Origin of the sequence: Vibrio sp. HA2012 (genome assembly GCF_002812955.1) — a bacterium.
In the GTDB taxonomy this organism is placed as follows: Bacteria; Pseudomonadota; Gammaproteobacteria; order Enterobacterales; family Vibrionaceae; genus Vibrio.
On the sequence record NZ_PFXK01000009.1, the window covers coordinates 51,131 to 73,808 of the forward strand.

Below are 22,678 nucleotides of genomic sequence, written 5' to 3' on the forward strand. Positions count from 1 at the left end.
ACCGATGTAATTTACGATGAACTTCCAGAAGAATTTTTATCAACTGGCAGGAATGGTCAGCTTGATGCTGTGTCTTTCTGCTGCACTTTTGTTTATTAGCCGCATGATTTTCTTTTATCTGCAGGTTGATTCCGGAATGTTATCTGGACGGGAAGAAGATCTGTTCCGGGCATTTTGGGTCGGCAGCCGTTTTGATTTGAAAGTAGCGACTATCGGCTTAGCGCCACTATTTTTATCTGGTCTTCTTTTGGCTGCTTTTCGGGGTGGTTTCGGTAAGCTCAGAACGGTATTTCTTTATTATGCAGCCGTACTTTTCTTCCTTCTGATAACGTTTAGTATCGGTAATTACTACTATTACACAACATTCGGCAATTATATTGATGTGTTTGTCTTCGGCTTGTTTGATGATGACACCGGAGCGGTGCTGACGAGTGTCTGGAGTGATTATCCTGTTCTGGCTGCTTTATTGGCTGTGGCAGTTATTACTTTCCTGATGACGTATATTGTATCGCGTTTTCTGCGTCAGTCTGAATACTGGAATATAAAGCCAATGCATTGGTCTTTGTTCGCGGTCATTGTCGTTATCACTGTTTTTACCTATGCCGCTCTTGCCCGGGGCTCACTTTCTACATTACCTCTTAAACGTTACCATGCCAGTGTGTCGGATTATGATGTGCTGAATAAGATCACGCCCAATGCGTTTGTTGCTCTTGAATGGGCCCGAGCTGATTATAATAAGCAGGCGACATTTGAGCCGGTGACGGAAGAACAGGTAGTTACTCAGATGCAGAAAGTGCTGCATCAGCCAACGCCTGAATACACAACGCCGGAAAATGCCTATCTTGCTGAGCACAAACCTCATGTGGTGATGGCTCTGATGGAAGGTTTTGGTACTAATGTGCTGATGGAAGATGATGCGAAAGCAAATGACTTATTAGGTTCCTTACGTCCCGCCTTCAATGAAGATTTCGTTTTTAAACGTTTTCTGGCGGGGACCACGGCGACTATCGATACCATGGCTATGATGCTGTTTCATAGTAATTCACCCAATATCAGCCGTTCCAGTGCACAAAAGGTGAAGCTGGAAAGCTCGGCTGTTCTACCATACAAACAGGCAGGGTATGAGGTAGTATATATCACGGCCGGTAATGCTATGTGGCGCAATCTGGCGAACTATCTGCCGCTGCAGGGCTTTGACCGTATCGTGGATGAAAACACGCTGATGCGGGAATATCCGGAGTCTGCAGCCTATTATGGAACCTGGGGTGTACCGGATGAGTTTGCCTTTCAGTACGCAGAAAAGTTGATGGAGGAATCGGACAAGCCATTGATGATTTATCTGTTGACCGTGACCAACCACTCTCCTTTTATGGTTCCGGTGAACTATCAGCCTAAGCCTGTACAGCCCGGTGAACGCCTGAATACATTGCTCGGGCCAATGGTTGAGCATGGGGCAGCGTTGCTGGGAGCTTATCAGTATGCGAATAATGCATTAGGGAATTTTATTGCATCGGTGAAATCCAGTACCTTAAAAGAACGCACGATTATCGCTGCAACAGGGGATCACCGGATGCGGTATCTGGAAGCTAATAAACCGGATGAGCTGGCTATCAGCTACAGTGTGCCCTTCTACCTGTATGTACCCGAAGTGATCCTTAATCATACGGATCACCGTTATGATGCGCAGCGTATTGGCTCACATAAGGATATTTTCCCGACCTTGTATCACTACAGTTTGTCAGATGAGGATTATATTTCTCTGGGAGGAAAGAACCTTTTATCGGCAGGGTCAATAGACAACTTTGGTTATAATAACGGCCGGGTTATCTCAGAGAAAGGAGTGTCTATTCCGTCTAAATCTGAACAAATTTACCCGTGGGCGGATGATGGCCTGCATAACCTTATTCAACCGGAACACAATCCGGATCCGGAACTGGCGGCAGAATACCATAAACTGCAGGATTACTATCTGCGTTGGCAGATTTCTATAAAAAATCAGTAAAAATAAAATGAGTATTTAATGTTAAATTTATTCATCAAATCTTGTTCTCGGTGTACACCCAATAAAAAAGTAAAATATGACATTCAAATTATGAACTCTCTCCACTCAAAGGGATTTCGTCGACTATCAACTCATTGGCAACGCCGTATCTATTATCGGTATGGTTGTGAAATTGTAAAAGGTGTACAATTAGACTTAGAGACTATTAAATTCCCTCATTTGGTTGGAATCGTTATTGGTCCCTATACGAAAATTGGCAAAAATGTCACCATATTTCAGAATGTAACATTAGGATCCAATAACAAGGATAAACGAGCAATGCCCATCATCGGAGATGATGTAATGATTTTTAGTGGTGCAATCGTAGCCGGAAATATTAAAATCGGTAACGGTTCAATTATTGCGGCGAATGCAGTTGTTACAAAAGATGTTCCTTCGAATAGCTTGGTTACTGGTGCAAATGTCATTTCAACTATTAGTTAAGGCACTTATCTTTTAGTCGGTTCTCTACATTGTTTGGTACAAATTGCGACACATCACCACCATGCAGAGCAACTTCCCGAACAATTGTTGATGACAGAAACGTGTATTCTTCTGACGGCGTCAGAAATACACTTTCCAGTTCAGGTAACAGCTTTCTATACATATTGGTCAGGCCGAATTCATATTCAAAATCAACCGTGGTCCTTAGTCCGCGGACTAATAAGTTGGCGTTTTGTTGTCTGGCGAAGTCAACCAGCAGGCCGGAAAAGCCCACCGCAGAGATATTGTTGTGTTCACTGAATACCTCTTCGATCATCATGACCCTTTCTTCCAGCGTAAACATGGTCTTTTTACTTGGGCTGGCTGCCACGCCAATAATGACATGACCAAACATTTTGGCAGCTCGCAGGATCAGATCGATATGGCCGTTAGTGATAGGATCGAAGGTGCCGGGGTAGATGACTTTTATGGCCATGGTTTAACTGTCCTTTGACTGAATAGAGTTGTAGATATTCTGGTACAAATCACTGGTATAGACGATGTCAAACTGTTGAAGTTTGGCTGCCCCACCGGAAATTAAATGTTCTCGCAGGGCTTTATCATTGGCTAATCTGGCAATATTTTCGGCCAAAGTGCTGGCATTACCCGGTGGAATTAATAAACCTGATTCACCGTCATCAATGATATCCGGTATACCGCCAGCATGAGTGGCAATGACCGGCAGTCTTGCTCCGATGGCTTCCAGAATCACGGAGCCCAGTCCTTCACTATAAGATGGATGCACTAATAGATCGGCGGCAGCGAACCAGTCCCCCATGTTGGACTGTTTTCCGGCAAATGTAATATTGCCTAAGTCTGTCGAGAGAGCCTCAAGGCTGGCTCTTTCCGGACCATCACCCAGTAATACAAAATGTATATCGGGATTTGTGGAGGCAAGAATACGTGCAGCACCAAGGGTAACATCAAATCCCTTATGTTTGAGCATGTTGGCACCATGAATCACAAGGCATTTATTCGGGTACTGAGTTTTTATCTCACTGACGATATCGGTATTGATCGGGTAGGAGACCGGAGAGCTTGGGATCTTATAGACAGTGGCATCAGGGTGTCTGATTTTGATCTTATCCACGATTTCACTGCTCAGTCCGACAAGAGCCGATGCCTTTTTATATGCCAGATTTGACAGCCATTTGTTCTTTAACGGGTTATCAATACGTCTGGTGACGATATAAGGTACCTGATAAAGCAAATGCTGAATCAGTGCCCAGTAGATAGCCCGTCCTTCATGGACATGAATTGCTTTGCAGCCTTCGGTAATGGATTTCGCGTGCTGTTTGGTAAAATGCGAAGCAAGTACTAACTGACAAGGCAGCTTCCTAATTTCATCAACGAACGGGCTTTTGGGGTTAGCAACTACAGTCAGTTGATATCCTTCCTGTACCTGCTGTTTTATCAACTGCAGTGTCTGTCTTTCACCACCGCTGAACCCGGAAGCCAGGTTTACATGGCAAATACGCATCTGTTTACCACACCTTATCAAAATCTTCTTTTTCCAGAACCTTAGGGTCGCGCTGGTATTCCAGTAATTTGGCGTATTTCAGGTAACTGTTGACGCCAGAGCTTAACGCTACCGTCATGCCGTCCACGCCGCTTAAGAAGCCGCGCTGGAAAATATATTTACGGATGAACGCATTCAGACCATGGGTAAAGGGAGAGAAAGCATTTGCACGTTTGCCTTTCTGGTACATGATCTTAGCGGCACGGCCACTAAAGTTACGTCCCGGCTTTGCGAATAGTTGACCGATATTCTCAAAAGAGTAATGCTGTAGGTCAGCATCCAGACGCTGTGGATTTTTTGCCTGTACAACTGCGTGTTGTTTGACTTCGGCAAAGCGAGTCAGTTGCTTATTGTACAAACGGATACAGTAGTCTGGATACCAGCCACAATGTTTGATCCAACGGCTGCCGATATAGTTACGCCGTCTTAGAGCAAAAGCATCATGCTGAGTATTATTCAGATCAAGTTGTTTGATTGCTTCAACGGCTTCAGGTGTCAGCCGTTCATCGGCATCAATACTGAGTATCCAATTATTGTCTGTATGTGGCAGCCCCACATTTTTTTGCAAACCATCGCCGATATAAGGCTGAGAGACTGTTTTTGCTCCCAGGGATTTTGCAATGTTAAGGGTGTTATCCGTACTGAGAGAGTCAACGATGACCACCTCACTGCACACCTGCATAAGCGATTCAATACACTCTTTAATGTTATCTTCTTCATTAAGGGTGATAACGACACCAGTGATCATAGGGTTACCTTCTGATGATTTAATTGTTGCCTGACAGCAATAAATGACTGTTTCACCGCTTCAAGCGTAATACTACCCATAATATGAGCGCCTTTTACCCGGCAACTCCATGGCAATTGTTCTGCTGGTTTGCTATGTTGTTCCTGAGCATACTGTTCGTAAACGCTGACGACGTATTGCTGGCTGTTATAGGGGCCGGTTCGCTTAGGGTTGCTGTGGCCATACAGGCCGATAACCGGCGTTCCCTGAGTGGTCGCAATATGTGCCGGGCCGGAATCGGGTGCCAGAACGATGTCGGCTTGTCTTAATACGGCAGCAAGCTGCTTCAGTGTGGTTTTTCCCACCAGATCAATGGCCTGATATTGCATCTGATTCAGGATTGTGGCTGATAGTGCCTTTTCTCTTTCTGTGGGGGAGCCACAAAGTACCACCTGATAACCTTGCTCTGTTACCCAATCGGCAAATTGTGCGTATCGTTCCGGCAACCAATTACGTTCATCTTTACTGGCAGCGGGACAGATAGCAACTGTTTGCTGAGGAATATGTTGTTTAGCGAAATGAAGATCATCTTTTCCGAGAGGAAGCTGCCATCCAGGTGTTGAACGCGGGACACCAAGATATTCAGTAAAAGAGAAAAAACTATCCAGCACATGCTGAGATTGCGTATCCGGAATTCTGCGATTGGTGAATAGCCATTGTGCTTCTTTGGCTCGTTTAAAGTTAAACCCAACCTTGTATCTCGCCTTTATTCCTAATGTTAGCAAGCTGGCTCGTAGTGCGATCTGCATATGGATCAAGGCATCAAACTGGCGGCCTTTTAGCTGATTCCATACGGCTTGCATTCCTTTAAAACCGGCTTTTTTATCAAATACGATCAGTTCAATACCTTCAATGCCTTCCAGTAACTGGGCCTCTACCTTACCGATAATCCAGGTGATTTTAGTCTCTGGCCAGTGTTTTTGTAGTGCCTGCACGGCCGCGACTGCATGACAGATATCTCCGATAGCGGATAACCGTAAAAAGCAGACGGCTTTGGGCTGGGTGGAAAATAAAGGCGGTACAGAAAAAAGCGACATCGGTATGATTCATCATTTATTTTGTTAGCAGGAATTATGCAGTTAAGGGGAATAAATGTAAAATGACGCCTGTTTATTTCCTGCTTTTAAATGTAATTGAGATTATGACATCAGACAATCCAGGTAAACCGGGTAATACCGGAATAAAAAGAATTATCAAAGCGGGTGGATATTCGGTTCAGGGGTTAAGGGCTGGCTGGAAAAATGAAGCGGCTATCCGTCAGGAACTGACTCTGTTTATCGTATCTTTACCTGTTATTATTTTTGTTGATATTACTATGATCGAGAAAATACTGATGCTGGGTGTCGGGGTTTTAGTCATCGTTACCGAATTATTGAATTCGGCAGTAGAGGCGGTTGTTGATCGTGTTGGTATTGAACATCATGAATTAAGTGGCCGGGCGAAGGATATGGGGTCGGCAGCGGTGATGATTTCGCTTATTTTTGCTGGTATAACCTGGCTGCTTATCCTAGGTAACAGGTACTGGTTCTGACATGAATGCTGCACAGTATAAGCAGATTTGCAAAAAGAATGAGTGCATCTGGTATGATGATACACTTCTGTCTGAATCCCCGGAAGACTGTTTTGAACTCTATTATTGGCAGAGTTCAGGCAAGGTGATTGGGTCTGCTCAGGGAAGAGGAACAACCTGGTTTGTCCAACTGGAAAAACTGCAGGGGGCGTTACGTCATTATCGGCGTGGTGGATTGTTTGGTAAATTAATTAACGATCATTACCTGTTTTCCGGTTGGGAGCAGACCCGCAGTTATCAGGAATTTCAGTTGCTGAAACATTTGGCTGATGCTGGGGTCCGTGTTCCCAGACCACTTGCTGCTAAAGTAAGGCGAGGTTTATTTACCTATCAGGCTGATCTGCTGAGTGAAAGAATTCAGGATGCCCGGGATCTGGTATCCATCTTAAAGACTGAGCCTTTATCTGCTGATAGGTATCAGAGTATCGGTCGGGAAATTCGGAAAATGCACAATGCCGGAGTGAATCATACCGATCTGAATATCCATAATTTGTTATGTGACAGCCATGAAAAAGTATGGATTATTGATTTTGATAAATGCTGTCAGCAGGCCGGAGAACGCTGGAAAAGTGCGAACCTAGATCGCCTGCTTCGATCCTTCCGAAAGGAAAAAGACAAACACGATATTTTTTGGGAAGAGAATGATTTTAACGCTCTTCTTGCTGGTTATCAGGAGTAAACCTTGTATTTCCCAACATTTAAACAAAAGTTACACGCTCATGGCTGGTTAATCTTAATCAACGCCATATTGGCGATGCTGATTTCTGTCCGTTATTTCCAGTTCTTGCCTGAGTTTCCCCGCGAGCCGATGGCTCAGATTTTTATGGTGGCGGGAATTTGGGGGCAAATGACCCTGTTTGCTGCTCTGATTGGCCTTATTTCGATTCCTTTTTTGCTGCTACCAGCGGTTTCCCGGCGCAGTACTCAGGCGCTGTTTGCTTCTGTCGGTATCATAGTTCTGTTTATTGATACGATTGTATTTGCCCAGTACCGCTTTCACATCAATTTCGTGGTGGTGAATATGATTCTGGCCGGGCAGATTGTCAGTTTTCCTCTGATTACCTGGCTGATGGTGATAGGTGGAGTTGTTTTGCTGTTTGTGGCTCAGTGGTTGACAGTTCGCTGGCTGGAAAACATACCGCCAGTTATGAAGCTTAAATTAGGTAAGAAGTTTGCATGGCTTACATTTATTGCTTTGTTAGCAACCCATGGTATTCATATCTGGGCGGCGGCGAACGATTATCAGCCTGTCACGGTAATGAAACGCTATTTGCCGCTGTTTGAGCCGGCAACATCGACGAAATTGATGCGTCAATATGGCTGGGTGGATGAAGCCGCTATTCAGCGTCGGAAAGCAATGCAAGTAGATCAGAAAAGTGATTTGAATTATCCCCTAAAACCGTTGGAAACTGTTACGGTTAAAAAGCCATTGAATATTATGTTAATTGCTATTGATTCATGGCGTTTTGATACATTCGGTCCGGATATGTCACCGAATATCTGGAACATGGTACATAAAAAAGACAGTGTCATTTTTAATAATCATCTTTCCACTGGGAACTCGACCCGTACCGGTATTTTTGGTCTGTTTTATGGGGTTCCGGGGACTTACTGGCACGCATTTCTGGCTAACCGCAAAGCTCCGGTAATGATGGAGCGTCTGCAGGAACTGAATTATGAACTGGGTATATTTACGGCTGCTCAGCTTCGAGCCCCTGAGTTTAACCAGACTGTGTTTGTGAACGTACCGGATTTGCGTATGGGGTCTGAGGGGCGACGTCCCGCAGAACTGGATCAGGATCTGACCGAAGACTGGCTGCAGTGGTACGATAGCAGAGATACCTCTAAGCCAACGTTTTCATTTTTATTCTTTGACTCACCACATGGCTATGATTTTCCTGATGATTACTCACACCGGTTCGAGCCTATGCTGGACACACTGAATTATCTGGAGCTGAACAATGATACGGATACGACAGCCTTTTTTAACCGCTATAAAACCAGTGTTCATTATGTTGATAGCTTAGTAAAACAGGTGTTTAATAAGCTGGAACAGAACGGAGATCTGGATAATACGCTGGTTATTGTTACTGGTGATCATGCTCAGGAACTGAATGATAATAAACTGAATTTCTGGGGACATAACGGTAACTTTACCAATGCCCAGATTCAGGTACCGTTTATGATGTTTGGTCCAGGCGTGAATTCTCATGATGTCACCTGGCCACGGGATATGATCTCCAGTCATGAAGACGTGGCTCCTACTATTGTGAAAAATTATCTGGGTGTGGCAAATGATGTGAAGGACTATTCTACTGGCGAAGATCTGCTGGGTGAACCGGTCAAGCGTGACTGGGTACTTTCATCCAGCTATGGTAGTTATGCTGTTGTTACGGAGAATACTATTCTGGAAGTGATGAATAGTGGTGATTACGCTTATATGGATAAAACCAATCACAAGTTGGATACAGAGTTAGATTACTCTCAACTAACCGAAGCATTGAAGCAGATTAGCCGGTTTAATCGATAAGGATTTTTTTGAATCTTGTACCTTGATGTCACTTGAGTATAACAAAAGCGGATAGAATATCCGCTTTTGTTATTGCTGGTTTAGAATACTCTTCAGATATTTTACTCTTTCCTGATAGATATCCCCGTCCTGATAGTCTTTTTTGTATGTTTGTTTTGATACATAGGACTGTCTAAAGGTATCAAAGTCGTCGTTATTAATAGAATGATTGTTAGTTTTGTTTTGTAAACAATCCCACACTGTTCTTGATTCTGGTTGGTTTAAGGATGAATTAAAAAAATATCCAACAGAAAAATAGGGCATAAAATATTTTTTTTCAGCAATATTGACTATATCAGAAAAAAAACGCTCTCTTTCATTATCCCTATGACCTATTCTTTTTATTCTGTTTGATATATACAACGTTATATTTCTATCCTTGAATAGATGGTTTAAGAAAAGGCTAAGAGTATGCTTTGTAATCGGAGAACCTTTTGGGGATGCAATAAACCATGCTTCGATTGGTCTGGTGTGGTTATTTCGGTGTCTGAAAGTAAAGAAATTCGTTTGTTTCGTTGCTTCTGGCAACCATTTATTTAATGGAGTTAGGCAAAATGTTGTCGTGTCGGCCCATATACCGCCAAATTTACTAAGCAGGTATAGCCTAAGAATATCCGCTTTCATGGCAAAACCAAGATTAACACTGGCAAGCTGGAATACGGAGTTAAAGTTAAATCCCAATACTTCATTCAGATTGTTGTCATTAAGGAAGCAAATTTGATAATCCGGGTTCATCATTTTCCATGAAAGCAAGCTGTGTTTCACCACATCAGGGGCTGTTTCAAGAGAAGAATTCCAATATAACCAGATTGTTTTAGGTATTTCCGGTGAAATATCTTCTATATAAGTTGCAGATTTTATTTTTTGCAGGGCTTCTTCTGCCTCTGCAATTATTTCTTCAATATTGCAGTGCTCTTTTTTAGTCTGTGTTTTGAAGTTGATGTTATGCAGATAATTATAACGCCGATTAATAAATGGGATGTATTTACGAAGAAAGAAAAAATTCCGGTCAAAATTCTTTGAAAGAATAAATGAATCAAGCATGTTCTACCTCTTTTTCTGTGATGTATCGAATGGTGTTGTTTATTGCGCCACGATTATTCTCTACATAGTGCTCGGCATTTTCCCCTAGTTCGGTTCGTTGTTGCTTATTTGAAAACAGCTGTTTCAGTGTTTCTGCCAACTGAAATTGGTCGGCTACAATTATACAGGCATTATTGGCTTGCAACTCGTTTACAATCTGATGGAAATTAAAGTAGCTGCAACCTGTTATGGTTGCTTTTCCTAGTGCGGCAGGTTCTAACACATTATGTCCGCCAACTTTTTCTCCTATGAGGCTACCCCCCATAAAACAGATATCTGCAGCTCCAATCAGCAGCAACATCTCTCCCATGGTATCTCCAACATAAACCTGAATTTCAGAGGTGACGGGGTGATGACTGGTTCTGGAAACCGTCACCAAATTATTTTTTCTGGCCAGTTCCGTTACCGGAATAAAACGTTCAGGATGACGGGGAACCACAATCAGAAGAGCATCGGGAAAGTGTTTCAGTAATGTATTATGGGCAGCAAAGATCTGTTCATCTTCACCCGCATGCGTACTGGCTGCAATCCAGACCGGGCGGTCGAGACCTATATCCTGACGTAACCTGAGAGCGTCTTTTTTTATTTTTGGGGAGATGGTGATATCAAATTTGACTGAACCCGTGACAGCAACTTTTTTATCCGGCAGACCCAGCCGTTTAAAACGTTCTGCATCGGAAACATGCTGACATAGTACCAGATCCAGATGCCTGCTCAGAAGGTTAAAAACAGGCTGTATTTTCTTATAGTTAAGGCATGATTTTTCGGAGAGACGGGCGTTGATCACCCTGATAGGGATTCCTGAAGCTGATACAATATGCAGTGTATTTGGCCATAGCTCCGTTTCCATGATAAGAAATGCCCGGGGATGGATTTTTCTTAAAAATCGTTTTATAGCAAAAGGAAAATCCAAAGGCATATAGCGATGTTCGACTAAATTTCCCAGTCGGGCTATTTGTTCTGCTCCGGTACTGGTGGTCGTGGTAACCAGAATAGGTAATTCAGGAAACTGTTCCTTCAATGCCTTGATAATCGGAATAGCTGCAATTGATTCTCCGACAGAAACGGCATGGATCCATAAGGGGCGTTCCTGTGCATTCAGTTCTGGTGTGTGCCCAAAGTGTTCTTTCCAGCGAGAACCGAAAGAGGGTTTGCCTTCTTTTTTTCGGTACAGGCCAAATAGCAGAAAGGGCGCCAGAAGTATTAATAGGATTGTGTACAGAAGACGGATCATTGCTCAGTCCTGACAAAATGCTCCAGATATTGACTGACTATGGTCTGAGTATCAAATCTGAGCAGAGTTGAGTCGACATAGCGATTAAATGCATCATCCCAGGGCTGCTGTAATGCCTTGTAGATCACTTCAGCCAGAGCAACTGGCGTTTCCTGAGCGAGGAAAGGTTCCAGATCCCCTTGCATGATTTGTCTGACTCCCCCTCTGCTGTCTGTTGACACGACTTTGGTTTTACAGGCTAAGGCTTCGATAAGTACCATTCCCAGCCCTTCAAATTTAGAACTCAACACAAAAAGATCGGCCTGCTTGTACCATGGGAAAGGGTTATTCTGCTGACCTTTAAAGAATACCTTATCAGCTAGTCCTGCCTCTGCTACCTTGGTTTCCAGGTTTTGGCGTTCCTTTCCATCACCGACAATCAGCAAATCATGCTCTATAGAATATTGGCTGATAGCATAGGCATAGGCATCAATCAGCAGTGAAAAATTTTTCTGTGGTACTAAACGTCCGAGTCCAAGAATATAAGGTTTATGGTGAAGATTGTCTGGAATAGAGTCAGCATCTACGCGAATTTTATGGAAGTCATTCGGGTTGCTGATGGTCAGCATTGTTTTTGGTGTTAACTGATGGGTTGTCACCATATCCTTAAAACTTTCCAGAGCACCATCAGAAACGCAGACAACATTTCTGTCGTTAAATAAACGGGAGAAGATCCATCTGGACAGCCCTTTATACATGGATTTATTTTGTATATTTTCACAAACATATACGAACCTTGGATCCTGAATTGGCCAGATATGCTCGAATGTACCCTGACCCCGAAAAATGATCAGATCAAACGTTCCATTCTGCTGTTCCAGCTTTTCCAGTCTGGATTTAAATATTCTGGCCTCGGCGTAGGCAAACCAGAGTGGAAATGTTTTTTTAAAAAGAATATTTAGCAGTTTACTGATGATAAACCAGAGCATACCGATACCCGTCTGTAGTACACCTCTTTTTAGGTTAAACAGGTGTACAGGAAGTTTTGTATTACGGGGTTCAATGGCTTTTTTTCTGTTTTTCAGGTAAATAAGCTCGGTAGAGTGGCCGGCTTCAAAGAAGGCATCAGACAGGTTAACGGCGACACGTTCCATTCCGCCCATTTTCAGGCAATTAACAACAACGGCAACTCTCACAATATCATTCCTTTTTCTTGGATTGCAGGGAGTGGGTCAGATAGAAAGTATAACAGCACCCCAAAATGATGTTATGGGTAAAGACACCATAAGCTCTGGCATTAAATGTTTCAAAGCAATTGATGATAAACCAGAAACAGCAAAATACGGTCGCAAGTAAAAGGAAAGGACGTGACTCGGGGAGCTGCTGTTTAATCTGAATTAATGACTTAATAAGCCATCCGTACATCGCATAGATAGAAAGCAGACCAAGAAGGCCATAGGCAACCAGTGTTTCAATGTGGTAGTTATGCAGATGACGAAATCCTTTTGTATTGGGGGAGGACTGAAATTTCTCAGATCGAAGCAAAACCTGAGAGATAGCTTCAGGGCTGGCCCCTACGATTGGATTTTCTTTGATCCATCCTGATGCTTCCAGCCAGGAGTTAACTCTGATCCCAGCGCTGGTCATTGGAAGATTATCTACCTCTCCTTTTAGGATCTGTTCTGCGACAGATGATGCTGCGATAAAGCGTTTTTTTACTATGTCAGAACTGAAGCCGGAGAACATTACTATGCCCAGAACGATATAAAAAATAATGACCTTTTTCGTGTCTATCCGACCAAATGCTATTTTCGTAAAAAAGGGTAGTGACAATAATGAAACGATAAGTGCAACCCATGTTTGTCTTGCCTGCGCAGCAGCGGTAATCACTATTAAAAATAATGCAGTAAGACATAATCCGGATATTAGCAGTGTTTTTTTATCTGATTTTGATGAAATCACCTGATAAGCAAAAAATGCACATATGATTATGCCAACGGCACTAAACATTGCTGTGAATTGTGCATTCTTTACTGAAAAATCAACTCTGTATCCTTGTAGTCCACGGCTTAATTCATTGACGAAATCCGGGGAAGTCAACACGCCAAGAATAACCCCTGAGAGAAAACAGCCTAATAATAAATAGATATTTTTTGTTTTTGCTTTAAGCCAGTAAGCGATAAAGATGAACAGAAAAAGTTTAGCTAGTCGATCTAGTTTTGGTGAGCTTTCAGCAAATTCTGGATAGTGAAATGTAGCATTTAACCAGCTTATCAATTGAACAACTAATACTATACCTAACAGAATAACCATAGGGTCTTTGAATATTTTTTTCTTTTCTATGAACAGAATCGGAATAGATAGTAGCAAAAACATTATATGAGAAATATGACTTATCTTCTCAAAAGAAATGAGTGTTAAAGCATAAGTACACAGTGAAAACATGACTAGGGTGTAATACTTTTTTGAGTAAAATATATCATATAATTTACTATTCATTTTCTTCTGCTCTTAAAAAATTATTATTTTTAACTAAAAATAGATAACCTAAATATTTTGAACCAAGATAATTTAGGTGATTACTGTCTTGATAAAATGCTATACCATCATTAGATGGTTTGCATACATTCTCATTGCAAAAATATTCATGAAAATTAATATAGGTTACATGCTCAAATTTATTTGGTAGATCACTCAAGAAATTTTCTATAGGAAGAAGTCTTTTATGTATAAATGATGCTTCTTCATAACATTTCTGTTCAGTATTAGTTGCTTTTTGTAATGCATCACACCTGGAAAGGTCACTGTTAAATTCAGGTAAAGGACCCAGTATAATCACTTTTTTACCAGCATTGGTTATATAGTGGATACTTTTAATTAAAGAAGATTTGTAATCAATATCTTTAGATTTAATATCAATGCTATCATTATACTTTTCACTCACAATGATATTAGACTGTGAGCTTGGTTCGTTTCGTCCATACAGATATAGGCCATATCGATTAGATATAATTACTGTGTTACCATTAAACTCATCGACTGCTTGCTTGATGTTTTTAATATCATTGGTTATTTTCTGTCGGAAAATGGCTCTATTCTCACCATCATAATATTCAAAAGCATTATTATTGAATGATAGAGGTGTACCATTTTTGTAATATACCACTCCTGTTTTATTCGCATCATTTGCCAGAACATTAATAAAACCTTGCATCGCATGGGCATGAGAATCACCAATAACAAGAAAATCGGAATAATCTAATGTTCCGTTTAATTTGTCAGAATAATTCAGGTCACAGGTATCGGTTTTGCAAGGGGAATAATACTCAGAATTAATATTGTTTATCATGGCTTGTACATCTTTGTTGAATCGATGAGGAAAGCCTTGTCTTGCAGAAGATATAGCTATAAAAGAAGATAAGATAACAAATGGTATTAACAATAAAAATATAATACTTTTTTTACTTGTTAATATTTTGCTGTAACGAAACTTCTGTTCGACAGCATAATAACTTGCGACAGAAACACAGAATGTACCCATTAAGATAGCACATTGTGTTAAAAATGTTTTTTCTATATGCAGATAATTTGTAAATGCAATTATAGGCCAGTGCCATAAATAAAGAGAATATGAGATCAATCCAATGAAGACTATTGGTTTTGTCGTCAAAATAGTATTGACGAAACCACATTGGGCTTCATCTTTTCCAGTGTATATTATCAAACAGGTGACTAGACATATAATAAGTGCATTACTTCCTGGGAATGTCGAATTTTTATCTAGAAAAAATGCCATTATAAATATAATAAATAAAGCCATTCCTGATATTAAATGGTTTATTCTTTTTCCTGATATAGGTAATTGTTTCCAGAATAAGGCAAGAGTGGCTCCACTAAGGAGTTCAAATGCTCTGGCATGAATAAGATAATAACTCGATACTTTTGATTCTCTAGCCGCTACCTCTGATACTATTGCCAATATTGTAACAATAAATGCAGTATAGTAAGGGGGATATTTTTTACTTATTTTATAAAAGCCTAATAAGATAGGGGGCCAAAGTAGATAGAATTGTTCTTCAATACCCAGTGACCAAGTATGAAGCAGAATTTGCATGTTTGTATCATCAGCAAAGTATCCACTGGATATATTTCTGAAATATATGTTACTGATGGATAAAAAAGTCATTCCTACACTATTTAACATGCTGTTAAATGCTTTTGGAAGAAGAATAAAACATCCAGCCACTATAGTGGTTGTAATTACAGTTAAGAGTAGAGGATATATTCTCTTTAATCTTCGTAAATAAAAATCCCTATATGTGAAATTATCATCATATATTTTATTATTTATAACTGACGTAATCAAAAATCCAGAAATGACAAAAAATATATCTACGCCAATAAATCCACCATGAATTAAAGGTGCTTGAATATGAAATAGTAAGACTAAAGTAACAGCAAAAGCTCTTAATCCATCAATATCTTTTCTGTAAGAAATCATTTTTCAGCCGTTACTATATAATGGATAACTGATTTTGCTTCCAGTTCCCTTAAACACTTCAAATGTCCAAGTGGACATTCTCGCTTAAAGCAAGGCCTGCACTCAATATTGGTATGTACTATTTTCACTTGCTCAGCAAGTGGCGGTGTGTACTCTGGTGATGTTGAGCCGTAAATCGCTATTACTTTGCATCCTACAGCCGCAGATACATGCATCAGACCGGAATCATTGCTGACAACGGTTTCACAGGCACCAAGCAGATCGACCGCTTCAATCAGGCTGGTTTGCCCGGCTAATACACAGATATTACTCTGCAGCTTTTCCGGTACCCTGTTTTTTATATGATTGCAGGTGTCCAGATCTTTTTGCGAACCAAACAGCCACACCTGATACCCTTGTTCGGCAACAGCATGGGCAACTTCTGCATAATGCTCTTCCGGCCACTTTTTGGCTGGTCCGAATTCGGCTCCGGGACACAGGCCGATAATTGTGCTGTCTGTATTCAGACCAAACTTTTGCAGTGTGGCCTGCTGTGCTGATGAATCTATGGTGAGTTTGGGTTTTGGAAGTGTTTCTAATCCACCCAGAGAAGATGAATCAACCATTCTATATTTTGGGTAAGCCAGCGCGACATAACGTTCGACCATATACTGGAACGCTTTTTTGTTGGGTCGCAGATCATTCAGCAAACCATAGCGCATTTCGCCTTTCCAGCCGGTTCTGACGGGGATACCGGCGAACCATGGAATTAATGCCGATTTAGCTGAATTGGGCAGAATATAAGCCTGATCATAGTGAGCATTTTTTAGCTCTTTACCGAGTGCCCGACGGCCAAAAAAGTTAAACTCACCATGACCCAGAGGCATCTCTATTGCCTGATGGATCTCTGGCATTCTTTCCAGAATAGGTTTGCACCAGCCGGGAGCAATAACATCAATAAGAGCATCTGGGTGCAATTGTTTCAGAGTGATATACAGTGACTGTGACATCACCATATCTCCAACCCAAGAGGGACCTATGATTAAAATCTTATGCATTACTTCCGAACCTTTTTCTGGTATTTCTTGTCTCTGTAGGGGCTGGGTTCATTAGGATCTGGCCGGTGTCTCAGTAACTGGAAAATCCACATATACTGTTCAGGATACTGGCTAATCTGTTCTTCAATGTATTTATTCAGGCAGCGGGCGTCAGTCAGTTCTTCACCTGTGGGGAAATTATCCCATGCAGGATAGATTGTCACTTCATATTTACCGGTTTGCAGATTAAAACGGGTAAATGAGGGGACAATTTTAGCGCGGCTGACTTTGGCCAGTTTACCTAAACCCGGCAGTGTGGCTTTTTTTACACCAAAGAAATTCACAAAGACACTCTGTTCACGACCATGATCTTGATCCGGCAGGTAGTAACCAATATAGCCTTCGCGAATGGATTTCATATAAGGTTTAATTCCGGCACTACGCTCATAGATCCGTCCGCCAAATTGCATACGCTGACGATGCATCAGCCAGTCACCAATAGGATTTTTTTGTTGCTTAACCATGGCAACAACCGGCTGACTTTTTGAAGCAAGCAGGACGGGAATAATGTCAATAGCCCAGGTGTGAGGTGCCAGTAAGATGATGTTATCACCATGTCTGCGTACTGCATCCAGATGCTCCAGTCCCTTGATTTCCGTATTTTTTTCAAGATAGCGGCGGCCGAACAGAGTTATAAGAGGAAAGCTCAGGAAAAATGTACCAGCAGTGGTCAGACATTCTGTCAGTATCTGTTCTTTTTCTTCATCTGATTTATGTGGAAAGCACAGCGATAGATTGACCCAGATATTAAGCACCGTTCCCTGACGCTTCTTAGCCAGCCAGCGGGCAACAAAACAAGCTGCTTTTACATGTATGCTTTTGGGCAGGAGTGAGAATGGAAGTGCAAAAATAATAGCCAACCAGGTCCCCCAGTATTTAGGAGCGAGAAAACCCCACCGGAAGGTGGGGCTGTAAGCCTTCGGGTCAAAATCATTACGTTCTTGCATTAGCTGTTGATGATAGCCATATAGTCCGCAACACCTTCAGCAACGGTTTTAAACGTCACATCACAACCGACGGCGCGGAGTTTTGTCAGATCGGCCTGAGTGTATTCCTGATAAGCTCCTTTCAGATGTTCAGGGAACGGAATGGTTTCAATTTCGCCTTCACCGTGGTGCTTGATAACGGCTTTCGCTACTTCCTGAAAGGATTCCGCACTACCCGTGCCACAGTTAAAGATACCGGATACACCATTCTGCATAAACCACAGGTTCACTTTACATACATCACCAACGTATACAAAATCACGTCGGAAATGTTCACTGCCAGCAAACAGTTTTGGGTTCTCTCCAGCATTCATTTGATTGTTCAGATGGAAAGCAACAGAAGCCATGCTGCCTTTATGGTCTTCACGTGGTCCGTAGACATTAAAATAACGGAAGCCGGTGATCTGAGACAGGCGTTCCCCATGTTCTTCTGCATCTGCCCATAGGCGGCGAACATAATTATCAAACTGTTGTTTGGAATAACCGTATACGTTCAGTGCGCCTTCGTATTCCTTTTCTTCAACAAAGGTGTCGGTATCTCCATAGGTGGCCGCTGAAGATGCATAGAGAAACGGGATTTCCCTCTCCAGACAGTAATGCAGCAGCTCTTTCGAATACTCATAGTTATTGAGCATCATGTACTTGCCGTCCCACTCAGTGGTTGCTGAACAGGCACCTTCATGGAAAACAGCGTCAATTGGACCAAAATCATCACCAGCCATCACCTGAGTAAGAAAGTCATCGCGATCCATGTAATCAGTAATATCCAGATCAACCAGATTTTTAAACTTTTTGCCATTTTTCAGATGGTCTACGACCAGAATATCGTTATAGCCCGCTTCATTCAGTGCTTTGACAATATTGCTGCCAATCATGCCAGCACCGCCAGTGACAATAATCATGCTGTTTTTCTCAAATTCAATAAATTGGCCTGAGTATAGCAAGGAGGCCGCAGGAATTCGAGTTGTGTGTCATGCTCTTGTGTCTGCTTTAAGAATCAGATTATTGGACGTATACTTGAGCTTATATACTAATGAGAAATGCTAATGAAAACACGCGACAAGATTGTTTACGCCGCACTGGAACTGTTTAATGAGAAGGGTGAGCGCAATATCACCACTAACCATATTGCGGCACATATTGATATCAGTCCGGGGAACTTGTATTACCATTTCCGGAACAAGCAGGAAATTGTCCGGGAAATTTTTGACGGTTATCTGGCGGAATTGTTGGAGCGTTTTCCTCCTGTGCAGGCAGAAGAAGATAGTCTGGTGATACTAAAACGCTATCTTGATTCGGTGTTTACTCTGATGTGGAAGTATCGCTTTTTCTATGCCAATCTGCCGGAAATTTTACAGCGAGATCCTATTTTGCATGAGCGGTATCTGGAAGTGCAGGAAAAATTGCAGAAAAATCTTTTGGGGATCTTTCGTAGTTTTATCGAACTGGATCTGATTGAGATTGCAGAAGAAGATCTTATCTCTGTCGTCACTTCTATGCATCTGGTCGTTTCCGGATGGCTGGGCTATCAGTCGGCAATGACTCCTGATACGGAGATCACTGAGGCGGTAGTTCATCAGGGAATGTTACAGATGATTTCAATCCTTAAACCTTACACCACGGAGCTGGGACGGATGCAGGTTTATACGCTGGAAGCAGGAATCAAAGCGCGCAGTGACACCCACAATGAATAACTTACTGCAGCCACTGCTTTGGATTTTGTGTCTTACTGTTTCTGCGGACTTCAAAGTAAAGTGATGGCTGGGGTTGCCCACCGGTATCCCCGGCCAGAGCGATAGTTTCTCCGGCTTTAACCTTGTTTCCCTCTGTTTTCAGCAGTGTCTGGTTATAGCCGTACAGGGTCATATCACCTTTACCATGGTCCAGCAGGATCACCATGCCGTAGCCTCGCAGATAATCGGCAAATACGACAGTACCCGAATAGACGGCTTTTACCGGTTGTTCATAACCGGTACTGATCACCATTCCTTTCCAGTTTACCTGTCCGTTCTGCTTCGTTCCGTAACTGTGCAGTACTTTTCCTTTAACTGGCCAGAGGAGTTTACCTCGCTGTCGTTCCAGCCCATCCATCGGTACGGTATTACGTTTGGCCGCTTTGGCTATCTCTGATTTTAGCCGTACCTCGTTGCGTTGCAGTTCGGCAAGGTACTGCTGATCACTGCTTATGCTGTTCTGAATCTTATTGACGGTTTTTTTGCGCTGTTGCTGAGAACCGGTCAATTGTTTCTTTGCCTGCTGTTGCTGGTTTAATAATGCTGTTATTTGTTGTTTTTGCGCGAGCAGTTGCTGGTTTTTCAGTGTCAATTGCTGTTCTGTCTGCGTCAATTCTGCAATAGCCTCTGTTCTTGCTTTTGCCAGATGCTGAAAATACTGACTGATTCTATCCTGCTCTTCACCGGAGGGATTCAGAATGGATCTGGCATCGTTCTGACGCTTAGTCATATAGTAAGCTTTGAGCAGATCCTGAAGGGTCTGGCTTTGCTGCTGTTGCTGTTGCTGTAATGCTGCCTGCTGGCTCCGGAACTGTTTCAGATGGGTGTTGGCATTATTCAGTTTATCTTGTGTCTGCCTGATGTCTTTACTTAATGTGGCAATAGACACTTCCTGCTGTTTAAGATCATTTTGCAGATTATCCAGTTCTTTTTTTTGCTGTGACAGCAGGGATTGTTGACGGGATATTTCATTTTTGACGCCGTTAAGGGCTTCCTGATTACCTTGCGCCGGAAAGATGAAAAGCAGACAGAACAGTCCCGCAACAGGGATGCTCTTTTTGCGGAATCCAGGACTGATGAGTGAAAAGATATGCATCGATGTTTCTCATGTTCGCCAGTAAGCTACGGCAGTATATATCCAAATAACCTCAAGATGTTGGTTCATTGAGGTTAGCTGAGTATACAAGTTCTCCGCACAAAAAGAAAAACGCCGCTACACAGGCAGCGGCGTTCATAGTATCAAGCAGACTCAATCCGATTTATTTAACCAGTACCTGACCAGTCATTTCTGCCGGAATGTCCATACCACTTAATGACAGCATAGTCGGAGCCAGATCAGACAGCTTGCCGTCTTCTTTGAACTCTACATCTTTGCTGCCCACATAAACCAGACGTACAGGCAGATTGGTGTGAGCAGTGTGAGTACCCCCGGTTTCAGGGTTTACCATCATTTCGGCATTACCATGGTCAGCTGTCAGAAGCAACTGGCCGTCCACTTCTTTGATGGCTTCCACGACTTTACCCACACATTCATCGATAGCTTCGCATGCCTGAATGGCTGCATCGTAAATACCGGTGTGACCGACCATATCCAGGTTTGGATAGTTACAGATGATCGCATCGTATTTACCGGATTTGATCGCCGCAACCAGTCGTTCAGTCAGCTCAGGAGCACTCATTTCAGGCTGCAGGTCGTAAGTTGCTACTTTTGGTGAAGCAACCAGACTGCGTTCTTCTCCATCAAATTCGGTCTCAACACCTCCGTTGAAGAAGAAAGTAACGTGTGCGTACTTTTCAGTTTCAGAAATACGTAGTTGAGTTTTACCTGCTTTTGATAGCCATTCACCGTAAGTATTTTCCAGAGATGCTGGTGGGAATGCACACTTCAGTGGGATATCGGCCGCATACTGAGTCAGCATCACAAAATCGATAGCCGGGAATTTAGCACGGTCGAAGCCTGTAAAATCAGGTACAAATGCACGGGTGATCTGACGGGCACGGTCAGCACGGAAGTTCATAAAGATAACGGCATCGCCATCTTCAATAGCAGCAGACTCCTGACCTTCAGCCTTGATTTCAGTTGCCTTAACGAACTCATCATTTTCGTCACGGGCATAAGCAGCCTGCAGACCTTCAACTGCAGAAGCAAAGGTGAATTCGCCTTTGGCCTCACTGAGCAGGTTATAAGCTTTTTCAACGCGTTCCCAGTTGTTGTCACGATCCATCGCGTAGTAACGGCCAACCAGAGATGCAACGCGGCCTTTACCCAGTTCAGCGAACAGTTCGTCAAAGCGTTTTAGAGAATCTTCGGCACTACGTGGTGGTGTATCACGTCCATCCAGGAAACAGTGCAGGTAGATTTTTTCTGCGCCACGTTCAGCTGCCATTTTTACTGCAGCGTAGATGTGGTCTTCGTGGCTGTGTACGCCGCCTGGAGACATCAGACCCATCAGATGAACCGCTTTACCTGAATTGATGGCTTTGTCCATCGCCGTAACCAGAGTGTCATTCTGCTGGAATTCACCGTCAGAAATTGCTTTAGCGATACGGGTCAGATCCTGATAAACCACACGGCCAGCGCCGATATTTGTGTGGCCGACTTCTGAGTTGCCCATTTGACCGTCAGGAAGGCCAACATCCATGCCAGATGCAGAGATCAGAGTATTTGGCTGGTTAGCGATCAGACCATTCAGTACAGGAGTATTTGCGTTTGCAACCGCATTGTTTGCGTGGTCTTCACGGTATCCCCAACCGTCAAGAATCACCAGAGCCATAGGCTTCTTAGCTGACATAGTATTAACCTCTTAGATTCAAAATAACTGTCGAAAATTAAATTAGCGTAATTTTACTACATTTTTAAGCGAAAACTGTAGGAGAAGATCAAAGATGCGTCTCGATTTGTTGTTACTCACTTTCAATGCAGTCGGACATTTTATGTGTATATTGTCCTATTGTTGCGAATTATTCCTATTAAATAAAATACTTTTTATTCATAAAGAGCAAAAACAGGACTGATTATATCCCATTTCTGTTGAAGAAATGAGTTCAGCTCTCGCCTAGCGTGATTATCCCCGTTATACTCGTTTTTTCTTTTCACTCAGGGGCTGTTGAGCCCGG

Annotated in this window: 20 protein-coding genes; 6 read left to right on the forward strand and 14 right to left on the reverse strand. The window is 42.5% G+C overall.

What is annotated here, in order from left to right; translation table 11 throughout:
- Positions 1-16 precede the first annotated feature (16 nt).
- Positions 17-2,002 (forward strand): LTA synthase family protein, encoded by a 1,986-nt coding sequence (locus CSW98_RS15340; protein ID WP_100801358.1) that lies wholly within the window; start codon positions 17-19, stop codon positions 2,000-2,002.
- An 18-nt stretch (positions 2,003-2,020) separates the two neighbouring features.
- Positions 2,021-2,485 (forward strand): serine O-acetyltransferase, encoded by a 465-nt coding sequence (locus CSW98_RS17800; protein WP_100801359.1) that lies wholly within the window; start codon positions 2,021-2,023, stop codon positions 2,483-2,485.
- Here the strand turns inward: CSW98_RS17800 and coaD are convergent.
- The 4 genes from coaD to CSW98_RS15365 are packed head-to-tail and all read right to left on the reverse strand — an operon-like array spanning position 2,478 to position 5,867.
- Positions 2,478-2,960: a pantetheine-phosphate adenylyltransferase gene (coaD, locus tag CSW98_RS15350; protein ID WP_100801360.1), complete on the reverse strand. Its 483-nt coding sequence runs from the start codon at positions 2,958-2,960 to the stop codon at positions 2,478-2,480. The genes CSW98_RS17800 and coaD overlap by 8 nt on opposite strands.
- 3 nt (positions 2,961-2,963) lie before the next feature.
- On the reverse strand, positions 2,964-4,004 hold the full coding sequence (locus CSW98_RS15355) for a glycosyltransferase family 4 protein (RefSeq protein WP_100801361.1): 1,041 nt from the start codon (positions 4,002-4,004) through the stop codon (positions 2,964-2,966).
- A 4-nt stretch (positions 4,005-4,008) separates the two neighbouring features.
- Positions 4,009-4,791 carry a glycosyltransferase family 2 protein gene (locus tag CSW98_RS15360; RefSeq protein WP_100801362.1) on the reverse strand — a complete coding sequence of 261 codons (783 nt, stop codon included), beginning with the start codon at positions 4,789-4,791 and terminating at the stop codon, positions 4,009-4,011.
- Positions 4,788-5,867, reverse strand: coding sequence for a glycosyltransferase family 9 protein (locus tag CSW98_RS15365; protein ID WP_100801363.1), 1,080 nt, complete (start codon positions 5,865-5,867; stop codon positions 4,788-4,790). Before CSW98_RS15365 ends, CSW98_RS15360 begins: the two co-directional genes overlap by 4 nt.
- A gap of 104 nt (positions 5,868-5,971) precedes the next feature.
- Here CSW98_RS15365 and CSW98_RS15370 point away from each other — a divergent pair, with 104 nt between their 5' ends.
- The 3 genes from CSW98_RS15370 to CSW98_RS15380 are packed head-to-tail and all read left to right on the forward strand — an operon-like array spanning position 5,972 to position 8,930.
- Positions 5,972-6,361: a diacylglycerol kinase gene (locus tag CSW98_RS15370; protein ID WP_100801479.1), complete on the forward strand. Its 390-nt coding sequence runs from the start codon at positions 5,972-5,974 to the stop codon at positions 6,359-6,361.
- Position 6,362: 1 nt separating this feature from the next.
- Positions 6,363-7,079, forward strand: coding sequence for a 3-deoxy-D-manno-octulosonic acid kinase (locus CSW98_RS15375; protein ID WP_100801364.1), 717 nt, complete (start codon positions 6,363-6,365; stop codon positions 7,077-7,079).
- A 3-nt stretch (positions 7,080-7,082) separates the two neighbouring features.
- Positions 7,083-8,930 (forward strand): DUF3413 domain-containing protein, encoded by a 1,848-nt coding sequence (locus CSW98_RS15380; RefSeq protein ID WP_100801365.1) that lies wholly within the window; start codon positions 7,083-7,085, stop codon positions 8,928-8,930.
- Positions 8,931-8,999: 69 nt separating this feature from the next.
- Here the strand turns inward: CSW98_RS15380 and CSW98_RS15385 are convergent, their stop codons facing one another.
- From CSW98_RS15385 to rfaD, 8 genes are read right to left on the reverse strand one after another with little or no spacing between them, the layout of a single operon-like run.
- Positions 9,000-10,013 (reverse strand): glycosyltransferase family 32 protein, encoded by a 1,014-nt coding sequence (locus CSW98_RS15385; protein ID WP_100801366.1) that lies wholly within the window; start codon positions 10,011-10,013, stop codon positions 9,000-9,002.
- A complete protein-coding gene (gene waaA / locus CSW98_RS15390) occupies positions 10,006-11,286 on the reverse strand; it encodes a lipid IV(A) 3-deoxy-D-manno-octulosonic acid transferase (protein WP_100801367.1) in 1,281 nt (426 codons plus the stop codon). Before waaA ends, CSW98_RS15385 begins: the two co-directional genes overlap by 8 nt.
- On the reverse strand, positions 11,283-12,461 hold the full coding sequence (locus CSW98_RS15395; protein ID WP_100801368.1) for a glycosyltransferase: 1,179 nt from the start codon (positions 12,459-12,461) through the stop codon (positions 11,283-11,285). Before CSW98_RS15395 ends, waaA begins: the two co-directional genes overlap by 4 nt.
- Before the next feature lie 4 nt (positions 12,462-12,465).
- Positions 12,466-13,764, reverse strand: a complete 1,299-nt coding sequence (locus CSW98_RS15400; protein WP_100801369.1) for an O-antigen ligase family protein — start codon at positions 13,762-13,764, stop codon at positions 12,466-12,468.
- Complete coding sequence (locus CSW98_RS15405; RefSeq protein WP_100801370.1) at positions 13,757-15,766, reverse strand: acyltransferase family protein; 2,010 nt, start codon at positions 15,764-15,766, stop codon at positions 13,757-13,759. Before CSW98_RS15405 ends, CSW98_RS15400 begins: the two co-directional genes overlap by 8 nt.
- Positions 15,763-16,803, reverse strand: coding sequence for a lipopolysaccharide heptosyltransferase II (gene waaF / locus CSW98_RS15410; RefSeq protein WP_100801371.1), 1,041 nt, complete (start codon positions 16,801-16,803; stop codon positions 15,763-15,765). Before waaF ends, CSW98_RS15405 begins: the two co-directional genes overlap by 4 nt.
- Positions 16,803-17,789, reverse strand: a complete 987-nt coding sequence (gene lpxM, locus CSW98_RS15415; protein ID WP_100801372.1) for a lauroyl-Kdo(2)-lipid IV(A) myristoyltransferase — start codon at positions 17,787-17,789, stop codon at positions 16,803-16,805. The genes waaF and lpxM overlap by 1 nt, the downstream gene beginning before the upstream one ends.
- Positions 17,789-18,730: an ADP-glyceromanno-heptose 6-epimerase gene (gene rfaD / locus CSW98_RS15420; protein ID WP_100801373.1), complete on the reverse strand. Its 942-nt coding sequence runs from the start codon at positions 18,728-18,730 to the stop codon at positions 17,789-17,791. Before rfaD ends, lpxM begins: the two co-directional genes overlap by 1 nt.
- A gap of 144 nt (positions 18,731-18,874) precedes the next feature.
- Here rfaD and CSW98_RS15425 point away from each other — a divergent pair, with 144 nt between their 5' ends.
- Complete coding sequence (locus tag CSW98_RS15425; protein WP_100801374.1) at positions 18,875-19,522, forward strand: TetR/AcrR family transcriptional regulator; 648 nt, start codon at positions 18,875-18,877, stop codon at positions 19,520-19,522.
- A gap of 1 nt (position 19,523) precedes the next feature.
- Here CSW98_RS15425 and CSW98_RS15430 read toward each other — a convergent pair whose 3' ends face one another.
- Both CSW98_RS15430 and gpmM read right to left on the reverse strand, forming a co-directional pair.
- Positions 19,524-20,657, reverse strand: coding sequence for a murein hydrolase activator EnvC family protein (locus CSW98_RS15430; protein WP_100801375.1), 1,134 nt, complete (start codon positions 20,655-20,657; stop codon positions 19,524-19,526).
- Between the two features lie 163 nt (positions 20,658-20,820).
- Entirely contained in the window at positions 20,821-22,353 is a 1,533-nt protein-coding gene (gene gpmM, locus CSW98_RS15435; RefSeq protein WP_100801376.1) for a 2,3-bisphosphoglycerate-independent phosphoglycerate mutase, read from the reverse strand.
- Positions 22,354-22,678 lie beyond the last annotated feature (325 nt).

Coding starts and splice junctions, on each gene's coding strand:
- CSW98_RS15340 (WP_100801358.1), top strand. CDS start 17: ATGAACTTCCAGAAGAATTTTTATCAACTGGCAGGAATGGTCAGCTTG.
- CSW98_RS17800 (WP_100801359.1), top strand. CDS start 2,021: ATGTTAAATTTATTCATCAAATCTTGTTCTCGGTGTACACCCAATAAA.
- coaD (WP_100801360.1), bottom strand. CDS start 2,960: ATGGCCATAAAAGTCATCTACCCCGGCACCTTCGATCCTATCACTAAC.
- CSW98_RS15355 (WP_100801361.1), bottom strand. CDS start 4,004: ATGCGTATTTGCCATGTAAACCTGGCTTCCGGGTTCAGCGGTGGTGAA.
- CSW98_RS15360 (WP_100801362.1), bottom strand. CDS start 4,791: ATGATCACTGGTGTCGTTATCACCCTTAATGAAGAAGATAACATTAAA.
- CSW98_RS15365 (WP_100801363.1), bottom strand. CDS start 5,867: ATGTCGCTTTTTTCTGTACCGCCTTTATTTTCCACCCAGCCCAAAGCC.
- CSW98_RS15370 (WP_100801479.1), top strand. CDS start 5,972: ATGACATCAGACAATCCAGGTAAACCGGGTAATACCGGAATAAAAAGA.
- CSW98_RS15375 (WP_100801364.1), top strand. CDS start 6,363: ATGAATGCTGCACAGTATAAGCAGATTTGCAAAAAGAATGAGTGCATC.
- CSW98_RS15385 (WP_100801366.1), bottom strand. CDS start 10,013: ATGCTTGATTCATTTATTCTTTCAAAGAATTTTGACCGGAATTTTTTC.
- waaA (WP_100801367.1), bottom strand. CDS start 11,286: ATGATCCGTCTTCTGTACACAATCCTATTAATACTTCTGGCGCCCTTT.
- CSW98_RS15400 (WP_100801369.1), bottom strand. CDS start 13,764: ATGAATAGTAAATTATATGATATATTTTACTCAAAAAAGTATTACACC.
- CSW98_RS15405 (WP_100801370.1), bottom strand. CDS start 15,766: ATGATTTCTTACAGAAAAGATATTGATGGATTAAGAGCTTTTGCTGTT.
- waaF (WP_100801371.1), bottom strand. CDS start 16,803: ATGCATAAGATTTTAATCATAGGTCCCTCTTGGGTTGGAGATATGGTG.
- lpxM (WP_100801372.1), bottom strand. CDS start 17,789: ATGCAAGAACGTAATGATTTTGACCCGAAGGCTTACAGCCCCACCTTC.
- rfaD (WP_100801373.1), bottom strand. CDS start 18,730: ATGATTATTGTCACTGGCGGTGCTGGCATGATTGGCAGCAATATTGTC.
- CSW98_RS15425 (WP_100801374.1), top strand. CDS start 18,875: ATGAAAACACGCGACAAGATTGTTTACGCCGCACTGGAACTGTTTAAT.
- CSW98_RS15430 (WP_100801375.1), bottom strand. CDS start 20,657: ATGCATATCTTTTCACTCATCAGTCCTGGATTCCGCAAAAAGAGCATC.
- gpmM (WP_100801376.1), bottom strand. CDS start 22,353: ATGTCAGCTAAGAAGCCTATGGCTCTGGTGATTCTTGACGGTTGGGGA.